The following is a 20514-nucleotide window of genomic DNA, read 5'->3' as shown; positions in this document are numbered from 1 at the left end:
ATTTCCATGAGTTTTCTGATACAATCTATAGTAATTCTATAAAAAACGACAGACAATCCGATTTATCGGGAAACTGATATAAAATTATCATGGCGATGCGAAAAAATGTGACCAATTTTTGATTGTCGGCGGTCGGTTATACCAAAGCAGGAGAGATTGTATGAAAGAGAACAAGATATGGAACGATTATTTGCCAGAAGACATGCAAGAACACTGGACTGTATATGAATGTCTGAAGGAAAGTGAAGATTCATCCACTTTCCTGGTGAAAGAGACAGTTACCGGAATCCTGTGCGTGCTTAAATGGGGGCGTAACAGGCAGGCAGAGTTTCTGCGCAATGAAATGGAAATCATGGAAAAAATGGCGGACAGGAAATTGTCCGGGATTCCAAAGACATACAGGATATTTGAAGAAAATGGCGAAGTGTATCTGGTAAGGGAATATATAGAGGGAATGTCTCTGGCTCAGATGGTTTTGCAAAAAGGTGGCATATCAGAAGCGGAAATCTGCAGGATCAGCAGGAAGATATGCCAGACAGCAGAGCAGTTTCAGAATCCGGATGAGCCTATGATACACCGGGATATAAAACCGGAGAATATAGTGGTCACACCTGGTGGTGAGGTGGTATTCATTGATTTCGGTACTATGCGCAGTTATAAAAAAGATGGGTCGCGTGATACTTTTGTGGTGGGTACCAGAGGAACTGCGGCGCCAGAGCAGTATGGCTATACACAGACAGACCAGCGTACAGATGTGTATGCAATCGGGCAGACAATGCTGTATATGGTTTCAGAGAGCTATGAAAAGAATCAGCTTTCTGAGTGTGCAGTGAGCCGGAGAATGAAAAAGATAATAGAGAAGGCCTGCTCTTTTGAGCCTGATAAAAGATATGGAGATGCTGCGCAATTAAGGAGAGCAGTTGAGAAATGTCAGGCGAACAATAGAAAAAAGGTTTATAAAAAAGCAGGCGCAGTCTTTGGACTGATTGCAGCAGGTTATATACTGGCAATTTTTTCCCCGGATGGCACAGTGATTGAAAACAAAAGGATTGAAACGGCAGAACAGAGTGCGGCAGAAGAACAGATACAGGCAGAGATAACCTTCAGAGAAGAACTGATAGAAGAAGCCGTGCGCAAGGAACTGGGGCTTTCAAAGACAGACAAAATAACTGCCTCTATGCTGGAGGATGTAAGGAAACTCCGCATTGTCGGAAAAGAAATTCTTGATGATGAGGACACATTCTGGGGTGAAGGCCACCATGTGGATGGAAAGGACAGCAGCTTCGGATCTGTGCGCGGAAATATTACAGATCTTTCGGATCTGGCACAAATGGTAAATCTGGAGGAACTTGCGCTGTGTAACCAGAAAATCGAAGATATTTCCGGGTTAAAAGAGTTGCCTTTGAAAAAACTTTATCTGAGCAAGAATATGATCACAGATTTCTCTGTGCTTTTGAATCTGATAGATCTGGATACCCTCTGTATTATGGAGAATCCGGCAGAGAATCTGTCAGTGATTGGAGAATGCACAGGCATTTTAAGATTAAATATACAGGGGATGAATCTGACAGATATAGACTTTCTGAAAAATCTGAGCCTGGATTACCTGGATATGAGTAATGTGGAAGTAGAAAACAATATATTTGAGCCATTGGCAGAGATGAAGAAACTGGATACTCTGTGCATGTGTGATGTAAATGAGGCGGCTGCCGAAACTCTTTCGCAGATGAGTACCTTAAAGGCGCTGTTCATGTGGGGGGATAGTACCATACTGGAGAATCTGAAACCATTGAAAGGGATGACACAGCTGGAGACACTTGCATTCACAACACAGATTTCCTCGTTGGAAGGAATCGAACAGTTTCCTTCATTAAATTTCCTGTCAGTGAGTTTCAGCCTGGTGAAAGATCTGTCTCCTGTCACAGGAGCAAAGAATCTGCAGGTAATAGATATTTCCAATGCAGATATTGAAAATTTTGAACCGCTGTTTGGACATTCGGGACTAACAGAGGTACACTGTACAGAGGGACAAAAAGAAAAAATCATGAAGATAGATTCTTCCCCTGATTTTGAAATTTATACATAAAAAGGGACAAAATTGTCCCGCTCTAAAATGGGCAGATATGGTACACTTAACAGTATCATATCTGCTTTTAAATTATGGATCAGTCATCAGATAACGGATAGTGGTAAAGATCAAAAAAAACAACCTCGGGTTTTGACAGAAGGGAGATATGAACAGGAAAGAGGTGTGAGAAGAAATGAAAGAAACAGAAGAAATCATGGGAATGATAAAAGAGGAAGGCGCCGCATATTTTGCAAGGGAACGAGGAAACAAGGTAGAGGTAGGGCTTTATCTTGAGCATATAATCGAAGAGCGTGGAATGAAAAAGAAAGACATTGTGCGAAAGCTGAATCTGGAAGAATCCTATGCACGAAAACTGTTTGGCGGTCAGCGAATCCCCACAAGGAAAATACTACTGCAGTGTGCGTTTCTCCTTTCTCTTGATCTGTCGGATACACAAAGGCTTCTGGATATCGGTCAGAAGCCGAGACTTTATCCGCGCGTACGTTACGATGCAGCAATTATTTATGGACTGGAAGAGAAGATGACACTAGAAGAGATGAACAGCTTCCTGGATGAAATAGGGGAAGAGATTTTACTGTAAAATATTTTTGAAAGATATCCCTGAAGGGATTCTGAACGCTGTCAAAAATGAAGATGGCAGTGTATAAAATTACAGAGGTACTAAAAAAATCATTCTCGCAAATTGTGCAAGCTGCGATTACATCTTGCAGGGTGCTTTTTTTAATACACTCAAATCCAGAAAAAGGAGGGTTTTACGTATGAAGAAAAAACAAGTCGCATTATTGTTGGCAGCACTTATGTGCATAACATCTGTGGCAGAAAGCGCAGCTGTTATGGGTGCAGAATTTTCTTCGGGGGAAGAAACTGTAGAGATGCAGGGCACGGAGGAAGAAGCCGAAGCAGAGGATACGGCAGAAATCTGGACATCCGGGGAAGAAGTATCAGATTTTGGTACGGACGAAGCGCCGGAAGTGGACGGATTTACATCAGAAGAATCAGAGGCATCGACAGACGCAGCAGGTGCTAAACAGGTAAAAGGATCTTTTGAAGTGGCATACATAACAGAGGAACAGTACAATAATGCCCTGCAGAATGAAGAACGTCCGGAAGTGGACATGAAAACAGTAGAAGACACTACTTTTTCAAGTGCGTTAAACAGTATCGAAGGAGAAAATACAGGATACTGTTTTGTAAGCGTCCAGGATCTGGAAGATGCAGCAGACTTTGTGGCTCCTGAAGGGATGACAGTACTGGTGGAGAATGCAAGAGCCAGAAGTATTACACCGAACGGAAACATCGCATTCTGGGGTATGATAGATCCGCCAGAGACGATTGAAATCAAAGAAGGAAAAGGAACGACAGCTTTCTTCTGTCAGGATATGAGAAGCGTATTAAAAGGAACTGGTTCCGATGATAAAGTGATCTTTTGTGGGCAGAATAATGCGATAGGTGGTATTTCCGGAGTAGAAAATATATATCTGAGAAATAACAGCCATGATCTGCAGGTATTTGGTTCCAGTGAATTTTTTAATATTTACAATGAAACGGATAATATCAAAAACAATCCACAGGAAGAAAATGCTTTTTTTATACACATTGTAAACAGTAAGACTGCTCCGGTATTCCATAAAACATTTGACTGGGGTACTGGCGAGTTTGAAAATGAAAATGGAGAGAAGTGGAGCAGTCCTTACGGAATTGGAATTATATATAATACATCAGATGAGAAAAGTGAATGGGAAGATATTCCTGTTCCGGCTGGTACACAGGCAGTGAAGTATGATATGTCTGACGAAGATATTGTGGAAATGCTTTCCAGAATTTGGGTCTATTCAGAAGATGGTACGACTCAGGATATGAATGGAAAAATCTGGAATCCGGATAAAGATAATGCGGTTGATCTTCAGGAATTCCGGGATTGTGAAGGAATGTCAGCAAAGGAGATTTTCGAGGCACACGGAAGGGCAGAATTCCCTGATGGAGGATGTGTGTGGATTAATGTCGCACCGACAGCACAGGCGGAAAGATATATAAATGCATATCAGAAGAAGAACAATGCCAGTGGCTATTATCTGATGAATATGAAAGCTAACACCAAGATCAGTGGAACGCTTACTGTTCCAAGTGCTGCGAAAGCACTGAAGATAGAGGGACAGAATAATTATGACGAAAGCACAGATACAGATAATTTTGTTCCGGTTTCAATTTCTTCTGTAAATGTTCCGGCAGGCAAGAAACTGTCACTGTCCAGGATTCTTGTAAAGGCGAATACTTTAACCTTTACAGGCTCTGGAGAAGTGGAACTTATGAATGCCAGATTAAATGCAAATGTAACAGCAGATAAAATTAAGATTGCGGATGCTGTAGTGAAGAGCCTGAACTGTAAAGAACTGACATCAGAAGAGGGTGTATGTCTGGTTGTATCTGAATATCTGAATTTTGAGAAAGCAGTGATTAATCCGGAAATAACCATTTATGGACAGCCGGGAGCTTATCTGAAATTTGGTGAAATTGACAGTGCAGAATACTCTCAGACAGCAATTCCGCAGATTTATCTTGGAACAAACGGAAAACAGACAGCGCAGCTGTATATAGGTGGAGCATTGAAACTTGGTACATATGAAACGGAAGGTGAGACATATTCAAGAAATCTGATCGTTCGACAGTTTGATACAAAAGAAGCGCAGGCAGCAGGCGTTCCTGTATCGAAAGACTGTTTTGATCCAACATATAGGTATGCATGGGATGAGACAGAGGATAATGACTGGTTTTACTTTACAAAAATATACAAGAATGAAGAAATAAATCTTGTTACGGTCAATGCTAGTCTGGATGAAGAATATTCTACAAACAGACTTCTGGCGCAGTTTAGATTTGATGTAAATGGTGAGAAAAAATATGGAGTAGTACTTCCTCGATACATTCATCTAGATGAATTCGAAGGTTTAACAGCCGGAATTGATGGAAATAAACATCGTTTATTTTATGTAGACTGGTGGACAAATGAAGAGAAAATAAAAGCTGTTGAGATTCCTGCATACTATGAGTTCTCAGGTCAATCTCTGAACAGCATCGCATCTGCACAAATTTCTACAATCAAGACTCAACTTTATGCAGGTAAGGCGCTTAAACCGTCAGTAACAGTAACCTTAAACGGCAAGAAACTGAAAGCCGGAACAGACTACACCGTTTCCTATGCAAATAACACAAAAACCGGCTCCACAGCATCTGTGATCATTACAGGTAAAGGCAATTATGTTGGCACAGCGATCCAGAATTTCGAAATTGCGGCGATTCCGGCAAAAGGAAAGGTATACACATCCGGAAACCTGAAATACAAGGTAACTAAATCCGCATACAAGAATGGAACAGTAAGCGTTTATGCTCCGGCAGAGAAAACTCTTACAAGTGCATCTGTTCCTGCAACAGTAAAAATTAATGGTTATACATTTAATGTAACAGCAATTGGTGATAAAGCATTTAATGGCTGCACAAAACTGAAAAAAGTCACGATAGGATCCAAAGTAACCACAATTGGAAAACAGGCGTTTAACGGATGTAAAGCGCTGACTTCCATTACAGTTAATTCTAAAGTGCTCAAAACAGTAGGAGCATCTGCATTAAAGGGAATTTCTGCTAAGGCAGTAATCAAAGTTCCGGCAGCAAAATTAAGTGCATACCAGAAGCTTTTCAAGGGCAAAGGACAGAAAAATTCTGTAAAGATTACAAAATAAGAAATAGAAACAAAGATTATATAGCTAAAACCATACAGTTAAAATTATATAGAGGCAGAATCAGTAAAAATTTCTGCTACACATAAAAAGATAGTTCTTGAAGAAGAAGCCCGGAATTAGTGTACCGACAAGATTGTTTCAAGAATCAACTTGTCGGTACATCAGAGTTGTTGTCATGAGCAATTCTGTTTCCGGGTTTCATTTACCTGTATTTCTTTGGAAAATTCAGGTGATAAGATGGATTTAAAATGTATGAACAATTAGAAAAATAAAAAAAATTAAAAAAGTTTCAAAAAAGGTGTTGACATCCGACAAAATCCATTATATAATAGCAAAGCAAGTTACGGAGCGGACAACAAATAAGCCGCCTGAAACAAGCGCAATATGGAATCTTAGCTCAGCTGGGAGAGCATCTGCCTTACAAGCAGAGGGTCATAGGTTCGAGCCCTATAGGTTCCATATCTTAAAGAAAATGGCGAGATAGCTCAGTTGGCTAGAGCACACGGTTCATACCCGTGGTGTCGAGGGTTCGAATCCCCCTCTCGCTACTTGACAGAGAAATCTGTCACCAACAAATATGGAATCTTAGCTCAGCTGGGAGAGCATCTGCCTTACAAGCAGAGGGTCATAGGTTCGAGCCCTATAGGTTCCATATCTTAAAAGAAAATGGCGAGATAGCTCAGTTGGCTAGAGCACACGGTTCATACCCGTGGTGTCGAGGGTTCGAATCCCCCTCTCGCTACTACATGAAAGATGAGTCTGTAAATCGAGTGAAAGGTTTATAGGCTTTTTTATATTGCCGGCATATTCATACAAAAATATACAAAATTTCTTTTTACTATTGCCATAATCCCCAAAATCCTTTATAATGCAAAAAGGTGAAAGCAAAAGTTCATTGTAATGACAGTAGTATGAAATGATAACAGGGTGGTTATTCAAAAAAGGATAACTGCCTTGTTTTTGATTATAGGAAAAATCGCTATTGTAAAACCTTTTGCCGAATCACATCAACATTCACGAAAGAGAGGGAAAGGAATGGAGAAACAAGAGAAAAACACAGTAACACCCTACGACCTTGATGGAAGGCCGCCACTGAAGCTGGCGATTCCTCTTGGTTTGCAGCATGTGCTGGCTATGTTCGTAGGTAACCTTACACCGCTTCTGATCATCACAGCAGCCTGTGGAATCGAAGCCGGCGGAGAACTGCAGGTAGCACTTCTGCAGAATGCCATGCTGATTGCAGGTATTGTAACATTGGTTCAGGTATTTACCATAGGACCTGTGGGTGGTAAACTCCCCATCGTTATGGGAACCAGTTCCGGTTTTATTGGCGTATGCCAGAGTGTTGCAGGAGTCATGGGTAATGGAGTGGTTGCGTATGGTGCAATTATGGCGGCATCCTTTATCGGCGGTCTTTTTGAAACTGTACTTGGAAGCTTCCTGAAACCACTGAGAAAATTTTTTCCGTCAGTTGTAACAGGAACCGTTGTATTATCAATCGGTCTTTCACTGATCGCTGTTGGTATCAGTTCTTTTGGAGGAGGAAGTTCCGCTAAGGACTACGGTTCTCTGGAGAATCTGTTTGTAGGTTTTGTAGTTCTGGTCGTAATTGTCGTATTAAAACATGGGACGAAAGGATTTACAAGCTTTGCATCAATTCTGATCGGCATTATCGTTGGATATGTGCTGGTAAGTATTATGGCAACAGTTCTTCCTACAACATTTACCTATGTGGATGATGCAGGTGCAACAGTAGAAGCTACCAAATCCTGGGTTCTTAACTGGGATAAAGTAGCAAGCGCATCCTGGTTTGCAGTGCCGAAGATCATGCCTGTCAAATGGGTATTTGATGCAAGGGCAATCGTTCCGATCTGCATCATGTTTATTGTAACAGCTGTAGAAACTGTCGGTGATATTTCCGGTATCACAGAGGGCGGTCTTGGAAGAGAAGCTACAGACAAAGAGCTTTCCGGCGGCGTTATGTGTGATGGCCTTGGATCTTCACTGGCAGCAGTATTTGGCGTACTTCCGAATACTTCTTTCAGCCAGAACGTAGGTCTGGTTGCAATGAATAAGGTTGTAAATCGTTTCTCAATTGCAACAGGCGGTATTTTCCTTATCGCATGTGGTCTGTTTCCTAAGCTTGCAGCACTGATCTCCATCATGCCTCAGAGTGTACTGGGCGGTGCGGCAGTTATGATGTTCTCATCTATTGTTGTCAGCGGTATCCAGCTTATCACAAAATGGCCGGTAACTCCGAGAAACGTAACAATTGTCTCCGTTGCACTTGGTCTTGGCTATGGACTTGGGGCAAACTCAGCAGTCCTTGCACATATGCCGCAGGCAATCACATTGATCTTCGGCGGTTCAGGAATCGTACCTGCAGCACTGTTTGCTATCATTCTGAATATCGTGCTTCCACCGGATGAGAAATCCGAAGTTGAGATTGCAGAAGAGATTCTTGACATGAAGAAAAAAGAGGCACAGAAGAAATAGCAGCAGAATCAACTTGTTGGCACACTGGGATTGTTCGAAAGTGAATAAGTAAAACAATAAAAAGCGCGAAACTGGGAATATCTGGTTTTGCGCTTTTATTCAGATTATAGTGAATGATTATCTGGTGCAGATGTATGTGGCGAAAATAGACTGCAGATGTCTGGAATGAATTTTGGCTACGTTACTGAGAACGGAGTGAACAACAACGTAATGATAAAAATATGTTATTGAATGAAATTCAGGGTTGACAAATATAGCTTCCGGTGGTAAATTAAGTGTAAATTTAACAGATTAAACCGATGAAGCGGAAGTCAAAGTAGTCATGCGCGCACAGAGAATCCGGGAAGGTGAGAGCCGGGTGGAAATGCAGTCTGCCAAATGGGCCGCTGAGGGCACAGTGAAAGGTTGAAGATTACAGAGCAGACTAAGTATCCTGTGACGTGAGGCATACGTCAGTTGCCGGGAATATGAAGGTATTTCGCAAAGAGTACGGTTCAAACCGTAAATCAAGGTGGCACCGCGGGTGAAGTATATACGCTCGTCCTTGACAGAAACGATAATTCTGTCAAGGACGGGCTTTTTTATGTTTCTGGCAGAAACTGAATTAATCACAGGAGGTGTTTCCATGTATCCAACATTAGAAACCATCAGGCAGCTTGCACGGACAAAAGAATATCGTCGTATTCCTCTGTGCAGAGAACTTTATGCAGACAGATATACACCGGTAGAGGTAATGCGCATTTTGCGAAAAGCCAGCCGCCATTGTTACCTGCTGGAAAGTGCCAGCCAGACAGAAGTGTGGGGCAGGTATTCTTTCCTGGGGTATGAACCGTCCATGGAGATTACCTGTACAGACGGAACATTGAAGATCCGGACAACCGATGCTGAGGGAAAAACAGAGGAAACCGTAAGGCAGGTCACACATCCCGGTGATACTCTCAGAGAAATCATCCGGAAATATAAAACCCCGGTAATGGAAAAGATGCCTCCTTTTACAGGCGGTCTTGTAGGATATTTCTCCTACGATTATATCAAATACAGTGAACCCAAGCTGAAACTGGAGGACAGGGAACAGCAGGATTTCAGGGACATGGATTTAATGCTTTTTGATCAGGTGATCGTATTTGACCATTTCAGACAGAAAGTACTTCTGATCACAGGTGTGATGACAGAGGATCTGGAAGCCTCCTACGAGAAAGCAGTAAAGAAATTGAAGGAAATGGCGCAGCTGATCCGAAACGGGGAGCATATGGAATTTGAACCGCTGAGACTTCAGTCAGAAATACAGCCGAAATTTCCGAAAAAAAAATATGCAGAGATGGTGGAGAAAGCCAAACATTACATCAGAGAAGGTGATATTTTCCAGGTAGTACTTTCCAATCCCATGCGTGCGAAAGCAACAGGAAGCCTGTTTGATACTTACCGGGTTCTTCGGGCATCTAATCCTTCTCCTTATATGTTTTATTTCTCCAGTGATGACATTGAACTGGCAGGTGCTTCTCCGGAAACCCTTGCGAAGCTGGAAAATGGTACCTTAAGTACCTTCCCTCTGGCAGGAACCAGACCAAGAGGAAAGACAAGAGAAGAGGATAAAGAACTTGAAGAGGGACTTCTGAAAGATGAGAAAGAGCTGGCAGAACACAATATGCTGGTAGACCTGGGAAGAAACGATATTGGAAAGATCAGCAAGATCGGAACTGTAAAAGTAGAAAAGTATCTCTGCGTAGAACGTTTTTCCCATGTAATGCATCTGGGCTCCACAGTAACAGGGATTATCCGGGATGATAAAGATGCTGTGGATGCAGTGGACGCAATCCTTCCGGCAGGAACCCTTTCCGGAGCACCCAAATTCAGAGCCTGCCAGATCATCGAGGAACTGGAACAGAGCAAACGAGGCATTTACGGAGGCGCCATCGGATATCTGGATTTTGCAGGAAATCTGGATACCTGTATTGCCATCCGCCTGGTTTATAAGAAAAACGGAGAAATCTGTATCCGTTCAGGTGCTGGAATCGTGGCAGACAGTGTACCGGAAAAGGAATTTCAGGAATGCTGCAACAAGGCAAGAGCAGTGGTACAGGCAATTGAACAGGCACAGGAGGGATTAGAATGATATTACTGATCGATAATTATGACAGCTTTTCCTATAACTTATATCAGCTCATCGGCACAGTGGAACCGGACATCAAAGTAGTGAGAAACGATGAGTGTACACTGGAAGAAATCGCAGAGATGAAACCGGAAGCCATCATTTTATCCCCTGGTCCGGGAAGGCCGGAGGATGCAGGTATCTGTATTCCGGTGATTAAAGAATTTGCAGGAAAAATCCCCATCCTGGGTGTGTGCCTGGGACATCAGTCCATCTGCGAAGCCTTTGGAGGAACAGTTTCCTATGCAAAAGAGCTGATGCATGGAAAGAAAAAACTGATGTATAAAGCAGGAGAAAGTCAGCTTTTCAAGGGGCTGCCGGATACCTTTGCAGCAGCCAGATATCATTCCCTGGCAGCGTTAAAGGATACCCTGCCTGCAGAACTTAGGGTAACAGCAGAGTCAGAGGACGGAGAGGTCATGGCAGTGGAACATACGAAATATCCTGTGTTCGGAGTACAATTTCATCCTGAATCTGTAATGACACCGGACGGCAGAGTGATGATAGAGAACTTTATGGAGGTAGTGAGAAATGATTAAGGAAGCCATTATTAAATTATCAAAGAAACAGGATTTAGCTTATGCGGAAGCAGAAGCTGTAATGGACGAGATTATGAGCGGTCAGGCAACGCCTGTACAGATGTCTGCTTATCTTACTGCATTAGCTTTAAAAGGAGAGACAATTGATGAAATCACAGCTTCCGCAGCAGGAATGAGAGCTCACTGTATCAAACTTCTCCACAACCTGGATGTGCTTGAAATCGTGGGTACCGGCGGAGACGGTTCTAATTCCTTCAATATTTCCACTACTTCTTCTCTGGTGATCGCAGCAGGCGGTGTTCCGGTTGCAAAACATGGAAACAGGGCAGCATCCTCCAAATCCGGTGCAGCAGATGTTCTGGAAGCACTGGGAGTGAAGATTACACTGACGCCGGAACGCAGTGCAGAGATCCTGAAAAAGATCAACATCTGCTTCCTGTTTGCGCAGAATTATCACATTGCAATGAAATATGTGGCACCGATCCGTAAAGAGCTAGGAATCCGTACTGTATTTAACATTCTTGGACCGTTAAGTAATCCGGCAGGTGCAAACATGGAACTGATGGGAGTTTACGATCAGTCACTGGTGGAGCCACTGGCACAGGTTATGGCAAATCTGGGCGTTAACAGAGGAATGGTTGTCTATGGACAGGACAGTCTGGATGAGATTTCCATGTGCGCACCTACTTCTGTATGTGAGATCAGGGATGGCAAATTTACTTCCTATGAGATCACACCGGAACAGTTTGGATATGAGAGATGTGAGAAGGGTGCCCTGACAGGTGGTACACCTGCAGAAAATGCAGAGATCACAAAAGCAATCCTGAAAGGTGAGGAAAAAGGTCCGAAGCGTCAGGCGGTATGTTTAAATGCAGGTGCAGCACTCTATATCGCAGGAAAAGCCACTTCTATAGAAGAAGGAGTGAAGCTGGCAGAATCCCTCATCGACAGTGGTGCAGCACTGAAGAAACTGGAAGAATTTGTAGAAGAGACAAATAAATAAAAAACAACGAAAAACTACTAATGTAAAGGAAATCTGTAACTGTCCGGTAATCTGCTGACTGTGGATATACAGAACAGTTACAGAAAAATCATAGAGATTATGAAGAATATATTAGAAGAAATAGCAGCCAGAACAAGAGAAAGAATTGCAAAAGAAAAGTCAGATATTTCTGTTTCGGAGCTGGAGAACCAGATTCAGGAAGTAAATAAAAATGCAGGGCAGAAAATCACATTTCTCCAGGCATTAAAAAAAGATGGTATGTCCTATATCTGCGAGGTAAAGAAAGCCTCCCCCTCAAAGGGACTGATCGCACCGGATTTTCCATATCTGGCAATTGCAAAGGAATATGAACAGGCAGGTGCAAGTGCAATCTCCTGTCTCACAGAACCTTTTTATTTCCAGGGAGCAGACCAGTATCTGAAAGAAATCGCAGCCACTGTACAGATACCTGTACTCCGCAAGGATTTTACAGTAGATGAATATATGATCTATCAGGCGAAATCCCTTGGTGCTTCCGCGGTATTGCTTATCTGCGCCATCCTGGATGACGGAGAATTAAGAGCATACAGACAGCTTGCAAAAGAGCTGGGACTGGATGCACTGGTAGAAGCACACGATGAGTACGAAGTGGACAGGGCCTTAAATCTCGGGGCAGAGATCGTGGGAGTCAATAACCGGGATCTGAGAACCTTTCAGGTAGATATGAATAACAGCATCCGCCTGAGAAAAATGGCACCGGACAATGTAGTTTTTGTTTCCGAGAGCGGAATCCGCACCCCGGAGGATATCCGAATTCTTTATGAGAATAAAGTGGATGGGGTACTGATCGGGGAAACACTGATGCGAAGCCCGGACAAGAAAGTAGCACTGGAAAGCCTGAATGGCAGCCCGTTACGCTGAAAGATCGAATATTATCTGAGAGGATAGAATATGACCAGAGAACAACAGCAAAGAACCAAAATCAAAATCTGTGGTCTGAAACGCCCGGAAGACATTACCTATGTAAATGAAGCAAAACCTGATTACTGCGGATTTATCATAGAATTTCCGAAGAGCAGCAGAAATGTTACAGGTGCATTGGTGAGAGAACTTACTGCAAAACTTAATCCGGACATTATCCCTGTAGGTGTTTTTGTAAATGCAGCACCTGAGCGTGTGGAGGAACTGCTTCTTGACGGAACTATCCATATTGCACAGCTTCATGGACAGGAAGATGAGGCATATATACGGAGAATCCAAAAGAATACAGGGCATCAGGTTATAAAGGCTTTTTCCGTAAAAACAGCTCAGGATATTGAAAATGCCATGAAAAGTCCGGCAGATTATATACTGCTTGATCAGGGTGGCGGTGGAACCGGACAGACCTTTGACTGGTCACTGATCCCGGAGATAGACAGACCGTTTTTCCTGGCAGGAGGACTGGGTGCAGATAATCTGGAAACAGCCGTCCGGACTATTCATCCCTATGCAGTAGATCTGAGCAGCAGCGTGGAGACGGATGGAATGAAAGACAGAGATAAGATTTTGAAGGCAATTCAACTGGTGCATATAAAATCAGAAAGAATATAGAATACTCTGACCGACCATCTGACAGGCCAGGGATTACATACATAAAAGGAGGACATATACAGATGTCAAAAGGAAGATTCGGCATCCATGGAGGACAGTACATTCCGGAAACACTGATGAATGCTGTCATCGAATTGGAGGAAGCCTACAACCATTATAAAGATGATCCGGAGTTTAACGCAGAGCTTACAGAGCTTCTGAACGAATATGCAGGAAGACCATCCCGTCTCTACTTTGCATCTCACATGACAGAAGATCTGGGTGGAGCAAAAGTATACTTAAAGAGAGAAGACTTAAACCATACAGGTGCTCACAAAATCAACAATGTACTTGGCCAGGTACTTCTTGCAAAAAAAATGGGCAAGACCCGTGTCATTGCAGAAACAGGCGCAGGTCAGCATGGTGTGGCAACAGCAACAGCAGCAGCTCTTATGGGTATGGAATGTGAAATCTTCATGGGAAAAGAAGACACAGAACGTCAGGCATTAAATGTATACAGAATGCGTCTTCTGGGTGCAAAGGTCAATGCAGTTACTTCCGGTACCGCAACACTGAAGGATGCTGTTTCCGAGACAATGAGAGAGTGGACAAACCGTATTTCCGATACACATTATGTACTTGGTTCTGTAATGGGACCTCATCCGTTCCCTACAATTGTTCGCGATTTTCAGGCAGTGATCTCCAAAGAAATCAAAGAGCAGATCCTTGAAAAAGAGGGTAGACTTCCGGATGCAGTGCTGGCATGTGTGGGCGGTGGTTCCAATGCAATCGGAACATTTTACAATTTTATCAATGACAAAGATGTCCGTCTGATCGGATGTGAGGCAGCAGGACGTGGCGTAAATACGGCAGAGACAGCAGCTACCATTGCAACCGGCAAACCGGGAATCTTCCATGGAATGAAATCTTATTTCTGCCAGGATGAATATGGTCAGATCGCACCTGTATATTCCATTTCCGCAGGTCTGGATTATCCGGGAATCGGACCGGAACATGCGCATCTCTATGATACAGGACGTGCAGAATATGTACCTGTCACAGACGAAGAAGCAGTAGAGGCATTTGAATATCTCTCCAGAACAGAGGGAATCATTCCTGCTATTGAGAGTGCTCATGCAGTAGCTTACGCAAAGAAAATTGTTCCGCAGATGAGAAAAGACCAGATCGTGGTCATTACAATTTCCGGACGTGGAGATAAGGACTGCGCAGCAATCGCGCGTTACAGAGGGGAGGATATTCATGAATAAGAGAATTACAGAAGCATTTGAAAAAGGAAAGGCATTTATCCCGTTTATTACCTGTGGAGATCCGTCTCTGGAAGTGACAGAGCAGCTTGTCTATGCAATGGAGGAAGCTGGTGCAGACCTGATCGAGCTTGGGATTCCGTTTTCTGATCCTACAGCAGAGGGACCGGTGATCCAGAGAGCAAATGTGAGAGCACTTTCAGGTGGTGTGACTACAGACAAGGTATTTGACATGGTGGTAAAGATCAGAAAGAACAGTTCTGTTCCTATGGTGTTTATGACTTATGCAAACGTGGTATTTTCTTACGGAACGGAGCGGTTTATTAAAACAGCTGCAGAAATCGGAATGGATGGTTTGATTTTGCCGGATGTGCCATTTGAGGAAAAAGAAGAGTTTGACAGTGTATGTAAGAAATACGGTATTGATCTGATCTCTCTGATCGCGCCGACTTCTCATGAGAGGGTCGCACAGATTGCGAAGGATGCGGAAGGGTTTGTGTATTGTGTTTCTTCTCTTGGTGTTACAGGAACAAGAACTAATATTACTACGGATATCGGAGCTATGGTGAAGTTAGTGAAGGCTGTGAAGGATATTCCATGTGCTGTGGGATTTGGTATTTCTACGCCGGAGCAGGCGAAGAAGATGGCAGCACAGTCGGACGGGGCTATTGTGGGATCTGCTATTGTTAAGTTGTGTGCAGAACATGGAGCGGACTGTGTACCGTATGTGAAAGAGTATGTGAAAGCTATGAAGGATGCGGTAATGGAAGCTTAAATATTGAAAAAGGGACGCACAGAAACATATTTCATTTCGTGTGCGGTTTCGGAGCCTAAGAACTTCTAAGCTGTTAAAAATATGCTAAAAACATAAGAAAAATGACCCAAACTCGCCGCATGCTGCGGCTCAGACAGTGGGTCATTTTTCTTATAACGCATATTTTTATCAGCTAAGAAGTTCTAAGACTCCTGCAAATGCACACGAAATGAAATATGTTTCTGCGCTGTGTATTGGTATGAAATGAAAATCCTTCTGATAGATTGCGGAGAAGTTATTATAGCAATTTCATAAAATACTGCAAGTAATCCAGTCCGTCATAGCGTGGAGAGCTGCGGAGTAATTCGTATCTTTTATAAAAAGGATTTCAGAATCTGCAGAACTCCGTTTTCCCAGTAGGGTGGGCAGGTATCTTTGGCAGCAGCCTGTACTTCCGGACGGGAGTTGGAAACTGCGTAGCTGAGACCGGTATTCTGAAGCATTTCAATATCGTTGAGGTTATCTCCGAAAGTGCAGGTTTCGTCAGGTGAAATTCCCAGATATTCCTGAAGGAAAGCAACGGAAGGACCTTTGCCGGAACCCGGGGCAGTACAGTCCATCCATTCCTTGCCGGCGGCAGCCATAACTGTTTTGTCTTTCCAGGTGGGAGTGAATAAAGGGGCGCACATTTCCTCACAGGCGTTGGGGTGGTAGACAGCAAATTTGTTTACCTGCTGCCCCTCGAGTTTTAACATTTCCGGAACTTCATGGATATCATATCCGTAAGAATCTCTCAGCCAGTGAAACATCTGGCTGCCTCCGTCTTCTGCGAAACAGCGTTCAGGTGTGGAAATAAAATAATCACAGGAAGGCATATTCTCTCTTACCATAGAACACATTCCTTTCCAGATTTCGTCCGGCAGAGTATCCACTTTCAGAATCTCCTTCGGAGTCCGTACAACAGTTCCTCCGTCAGAGATATAAAGCAGTCTGTCTGCGACAGGGGCAAACAGTTTTCTCTCACTTCTGTACTGCCGTCCGGAGCATGCCACAAACACAATCCCCTTATCAATCAGCCTTCCGATAACCTCCATATACTCCCTGTCAATAGCCAGAGTCCCATCCTTTACCAAAGTTCCATCTATATCTGAAGCAATCAATTTAATCATATGAATAAGAAATCCTTTCTATAATAAATACAATAGGCATTTGCGAAACTCTGAACCTATTGAAAATACTGGTTTTTCGTTTTACAATTACCTAATAAATACAATCCCCATTTTATCACGCCAAAATATAACTTGCCATAAAAAATTTAGAAAAATTGCAACTATTCACCAGTCCCGGTTCATGCGTTACCATCCTGCAAAATGTTCTGTGAGGAAATCCCATTTGCATAGCCTGTCGTTGCAAGGCGCATTACTGTGAACGAAGTGAGCAGTAACAGCCCGGCAGTCCCGTAGCTAGCCAACAGGCAGGAAATATTTTTGGTTTCAGGTGCATTTGCAGTGGGCGTAGTAACTCTTGGTGCGTGGGAATCTGCGTTATTCAAAAATTGCTCACTGTCTGAGCGAAGCGAGTTTGAGCAATTTTTGAATGTTTTTAGCAGATTTCCACACACCTAGAGTTATTAGCCCGCGAAACCGCACCTGAAACCAAAAATATTTCCTGTCGTCCCCAATTTTTTTGCCCGCCAAACCCCATTGACTTTTCCACCCTTTTTTCTTATATTATATAAATAGAAATCTGCGTACTCTGAAAACTACGCATTTAAACCCTGAAAAAAGGAGAGTTGCTCGAAATGAACAAAAAAATGCTCTTTGTTTTCAATCCCAAGGCAGGCAAAGGCAAGATTAAAACAAACCTGCTTGATATAGTAGATATTTTCAACAAAGGCGGTTATGAAGTCATTATCTATTCCACACAGAAACCAAAAGATGCCTACGAGAAAGCCAAAGAATACGAATCCAAAGTAGATCTTATCGTATGTAGTGGCGGAGACGGGACTCTTGATGAGGTGGTTACCGGAGTAATGGAAAAGAAGAGTTCCATTCCCATCGGATACATTCCGGCAGGAAGCACCAATGACTTTGCAAACAGTCTCTTTATGCCGAAAAGCATGACAGATGCCGCTTCCATGATCATGGAAGAGAAACTTTATCACTGTGACATCGGCAGATTCAATAACCAGAGCTTTACATATATAGCAGCTTTCGGTCTTTTCACAGATGTAGCCTATCAGACAGATCAGGATCTCAAGAATATCCTTGGCCATGTAGCCTATCTTCTTGAGGGAGTGAAACGCCTTTTTGATATCAAATCATACCATATGAGAATTGAATCCGAAGAATTAACTGTGGAGGATGACTTCATCTTTGGAATGATCACCAATTCCCGTTCAGTGGGAGGGTTCAAGAACCTTACAGGCAAGAACGTGGATATGAATGACGGACTTTTTGAAGTCACCATGATCACAAGACCGAAGAATCCGCTGGAATTGCAGGAGATCATGACTGCAATGCTGACAGCAGAGGACAATACAGATCTGATCCATTCTTTTAAATCAGCCAGGGTGACCATTACCTCAGAAGAACCGGTACCATGGACTCTGGACGGTGAATACGGCGGCAGTCATACACAGATAGAGATTGAAAACTGCCACGAAGCACTGAATCTGTATCTGAAAAGTACAAAAAATGAGGAAACCAGATCAATTGGAATTTCCCCGTTAATAAATAAAAAGGAGAAATAAAATGGGTGAGTATATCAATGTAGTAGAGACTTTTGGATGTGACGTGTTTAATGATTCTGTCATGCAGGCACGACTTCCGAAGAAGATCTACAAAGAATTGAAAAAAACCATAGAAGAGGGCAAAGAACTGTCTATGGAAATTGCGGATGTAGTAGCACACGAGATGAAAGAATGGGCCATCGAGAAAGGTGCCACACATTACAGCCACTGGTTCCAGCCCCTTACAGGTGTGACAGCAGAGAAACATGATGCCTTTATCACAGCTCCGATGGATAACGGCAAGGTCCTGATGTCTTTCTCCGGAAAAGAACTGATCAAAGGTGAACCGGATGCATCTTCTTTCCCGTCCGGTGGATTAAGAGCAACTTTTGAGGCGAGAGGATATACAGCATGGGACTGTACATCACCGGCTTTTGTGCGTCATGATGCAGCAGGCGGAACACTCTGTATTCCTACTGCATTCTGCTCCTACACAGGAGAAGCCCTTGATCAGAAAACACCACTGCTTCGTTCTATGGAAGCAATCAACACCCAGGCACTCCGTCTGCTGAGACTTTTCGGAAATACAACTTCTAAGAAAGTAACTCCGTCAGTAGGAGCAGAGCAGGAATATTTCCTGATTGATAAAGAGAAATGGCTTCAGAGAAAAGACCTGATCTATACAGGCAGAACCCTTTTTGGTGCTATGCCTCCGAAGGGACAGGAAATGGATGACCATTACTTTGGAAGTATCCGTCAGAGAATTTCCGCATACATGAAAGAGGTAAATGAAGAATGCTGGAAGCTTGGAATTCCTGCAAAGACACAGCATAATGAGGTTGCTCCTGCACAGCATGAGCTTGCACCGATTTATGCACCGGTCAATATCGCAGCAGACCAGAACCAGATGATGATGCGTATCCTTAAAAAGGTTGCCAGCCGTCATGGAATGCGCTGTGTCCTTCATGAGAAACCATTTGCAGGTGTGAACGGTTCCGGTAAGCATAACAACTGGTCTCTTACCACAGATGACGGAATCAATCTTCTGGATCCGGGCAAAACACCTCATGAAAATATTCAGTTCCTTCTGGTCCTCACCTGTATCCTGAAAGCAGTAGATGAACATGCAGATCTTCTGCGTGAATCTGCGGCAGATGTGGGAAATGACCAGAGACTTGGCGGCCATGAAGCACCGCCGGCAGTGATTTCTGTATTTCTTGGAGAGCAGCTGGAGGATGTTCTGGAACAGCTGGTCAGCACAGGAACAGCAACTCACAGTAAAAAGGGAAGTAAGCTGGAAACAGGTGTTAAGACTCTGCCTGATTTCATGAAGGATGCCACAGACCGTAACCGTACGTCACCTTTTGCTTTTACAGGAAATAAATTTGAATTCCGTATGGTAGGCTCAAGGGATTCTATTTCTGCATGTAACGTAGTCCTGAACACGATCACAGCAGAAGTATTTAAGGAAGCATGTGACCGTCTGGAAAAAGCTCCTGATTTCGAACTGGCGGTACATGACCTGATCAAAGAATATGCCACAGATCATCAGAAAATCGTATTTAACGGAAATGGCTATGCACCGGAATGGGAGAAAGAAGCAAAACGCCGCGGACTTCCGATCCTTCCGAGCATGGTAGATGCAATCCCTGCACTTACTACAGAGAAGGCAGTGAAACTCTTTGAATCTTTTGATGTATTCTCAAGAGCTGAGCTTGAATCACGTGCAGAGATTAAATATGAGATTTATTCTAAAGCAATCAATATTGAAGCAAAGACAATGATCGACATGGCAACCAAGCAGATTATTCCGGCAGTTATCAGATATACCACTGTTCTTGGCGAATCGATCAATACAGTGAAGACAGCGGGCGAAGGACTGATCGATGTAAGTGTACAGCTTGACCTGCTCAAGAAAGCGTCAAAACTCTTAAAGGCTGCAAACAGTGCCATGAGTAAGCTGAGCAAACTGGTTGAGAAGACCCCGGAATATGCAGAGGGACGGGACAGAGCCGTATTCTGCAGAGAAAAGGTGGTTCCTGCAATGGAAGCTTTACGTGAGCCGGTAGATGAACTGGAAATGATCGTAGATAAGGAAATGTGGCCGATGCCTTCTTATGGAGATCTTGTATTTGAAGTATAATGTTGTAAAAATATAAAGAAGAATGCTATAATGAAAGGGTCGTGAATCTGTAAAAGATAAGCG

Annotated in this window: 15 protein-coding genes and 4 tRNA genes; 17 read left to right on the top strand and 2 right to left on the bottom strand. The window is 43.2% G+C overall.

Going from position 1 to position 20514, the window contains the following annotated elements:
* Nucleotides 1-160: 160 nt before the first annotated feature.
* From NQ550_RS15055 to trpA, 15 genes are all read left to right on the top strand, one after another.
* Complete coding sequence (locus NQ550_RS15055) at nt 161-2086, top strand: protein kinase domain-containing protein (RefSeq protein ID WP_025580555.1); 1926 nt, start codon at nt 161-163, stop codon at nt 2084-2086.
* Between the two features lie 175 nt (nt 2087-2261).
* Nucleotides 2262-2669: a hypothetical protein gene (locus NQ550_RS15050; protein WP_025580554.1), complete on the top strand. Its 408-nt coding sequence runs from the start codon at nt 2262-2264 to the stop codon at nt 2667-2669.
* Nucleotides 2670-2847: 178 nt separating this feature from the next.
* A complete protein-coding gene (locus tag NQ550_RS15045; RefSeq protein ID WP_025580553.1) occupies nt 2848-5823 on the top strand; it encodes a leucine-rich repeat protein in 2976 nt (991 codons plus the stop codon).
* A 386-nt stretch (nt 5824-6209) separates the two neighbouring features.
* A tRNA-Val gene (locus NQ550_RS15040) sits at nt 6210-6282 on the top strand.
* A gap of 15 nt (nt 6283-6297) precedes the next feature.
* Nucleotides 6298-6371, top strand: a tRNA-Met gene (locus NQ550_RS15035).
* 31 nt (nt 6372-6402) lie between these two features.
* Nucleotides 6403-6475, top strand: a tRNA-Val gene (locus tag NQ550_RS15030).
* 16 nt (nt 6476-6491) lie between these two features.
* Nucleotides 6492-6565 (top strand) — tRNA-Met (locus tag NQ550_RS15025).
* Between the two features lie 293 nt (nt 6566-6858).
* Nucleotides 6859-8319: a uracil-xanthine permease family protein gene (locus tag NQ550_RS15020; protein ID WP_025579716.1), complete on the top strand. Its 1461-nt coding sequence runs from the start codon at nt 6859-6861 to the stop codon at nt 8317-8319.
* Nucleotides 8320-8944: 625 nt separating this feature from the next.
* Nucleotides 8945-10432, top strand: a complete 1488-nt coding sequence (gene trpE / locus NQ550_RS15015) for an anthranilate synthase component I (protein WP_025579715.1) — start codon at nt 8945-8947, stop codon at nt 10430-10432.
* On the top strand, nt 10429-11007 hold the full coding sequence (locus NQ550_RS15010) for an anthranilate synthase component II (protein WP_025579713.1): 579 nt from the start codon (nt 10429-10431) through the stop codon (nt 11005-11007). Before trpE ends, NQ550_RS15010 begins: the two co-directional genes overlap by 4 nt.
* Nucleotides 11000-12010, top strand: a complete 1011-nt coding sequence (gene trpD, locus NQ550_RS15005; protein WP_025579712.1) for an anthranilate phosphoribosyltransferase — start codon at nt 11000-11002, stop codon at nt 12008-12010. Before NQ550_RS15010 ends, trpD begins: the two co-directional genes overlap by 8 nt.
* 99 nt (nt 12011-12109) lie before the next feature.
* A complete protein-coding gene (gene trpC, locus NQ550_RS15000; protein WP_025579711.1) occupies nt 12110-12910 on the top strand; it encodes an indole-3-glycerol phosphate synthase TrpC in 801 nt (266 codons plus the stop codon).
* A 30-nt stretch (nt 12911-12940) separates the two neighbouring features.
* Nucleotides 12941-13579 (top strand): phosphoribosylanthranilate isomerase, encoded by a 639-nt coding sequence (locus tag NQ550_RS14995; protein ID WP_025579709.1) that lies wholly within the window; start codon nt 12941-12943, stop codon nt 13577-13579.
* 62 nt (nt 13580-13641) lie between these two features.
* Nucleotides 13642-14826 (top strand): tryptophan synthase subunit beta, encoded by a 1185-nt coding sequence (trpB, locus tag NQ550_RS14990; RefSeq protein WP_025579707.1) that lies wholly within the window; start codon nt 13642-13644, stop codon nt 14824-14826.
* Nucleotides 14819-15598, top strand: a complete 780-nt coding sequence (trpA, locus tag NQ550_RS14985) for a tryptophan synthase subunit alpha (protein ID WP_025579706.1) — start codon at nt 14819-14821, stop codon at nt 15596-15598. The genes trpB and trpA overlap by 8 nt, the downstream gene beginning before the upstream one ends.
* 353 nt (nt 15599-15951) lie before the next feature.
* On the opposite strand, the gene NQ550_RS14980 is transcribed toward trpA, so the two are convergent.
* Both NQ550_RS14980 and NQ550_RS14975 read right to left on the bottom strand, forming a co-directional pair.
* Nucleotides 15952-16746 (bottom strand): Cof-type HAD-IIB family hydrolase, encoded by a 795-nt coding sequence (locus NQ550_RS14980; RefSeq protein ID WP_025579704.1) that lies wholly within the window; start codon nt 16744-16746, stop codon nt 15952-15954.
* A 179-nt stretch (nt 16747-16925) separates the two neighbouring features.
* A complete protein-coding gene (locus NQ550_RS14975) occupies nt 16926-17129 on the bottom strand; it encodes a hypothetical protein (RefSeq protein ID WP_172730338.1) in 204 nt (67 codons plus the stop codon).
* Nucleotides 17130-17378: 249 nt separating this feature from the next.
* Here NQ550_RS14975 and NQ550_RS14970 point away from each other — a divergent pair, with 249 nt between their 5' ends.
* Together NQ550_RS14970 and NQ550_RS14965 are read left to right on the top strand one after the other, a co-directional pair.
* The gene (locus tag NQ550_RS14970) at nt 17379-18329 is read left to right on the top strand and encodes a diacylglycerol/lipid kinase family protein (protein ID WP_008707346.1); all 951 of its coding nucleotides are present in this window, start codon (nt 17379-17381) and stop codon (nt 18327-18329) included.
* A gap of 1 nt (nt 18330) precedes the next feature.
* Nucleotides 18331-20451, top strand: coding sequence for a glutamine synthetase III family protein (locus NQ550_RS14965; RefSeq protein ID WP_025579702.1), 2121 nt, complete (start codon nt 18331-18333; stop codon nt 20449-20451).
* The last annotated feature ends 63 nt before the right edge of the window (nt 20452-20514 follow it).

The organism is Blautia wexlerae DSM 19850 (assembly GCF_025148125.1).
GTDB lineage: Bacteria > Bacillota > Clostridia > Lachnospirales > Lachnospiraceae > Blautia_A > Blautia_A wexlerae.
Note: the sequence above shows the minus strand (reverse complement) of the source record. Positions and strands in the feature narration are given on the sequence as shown.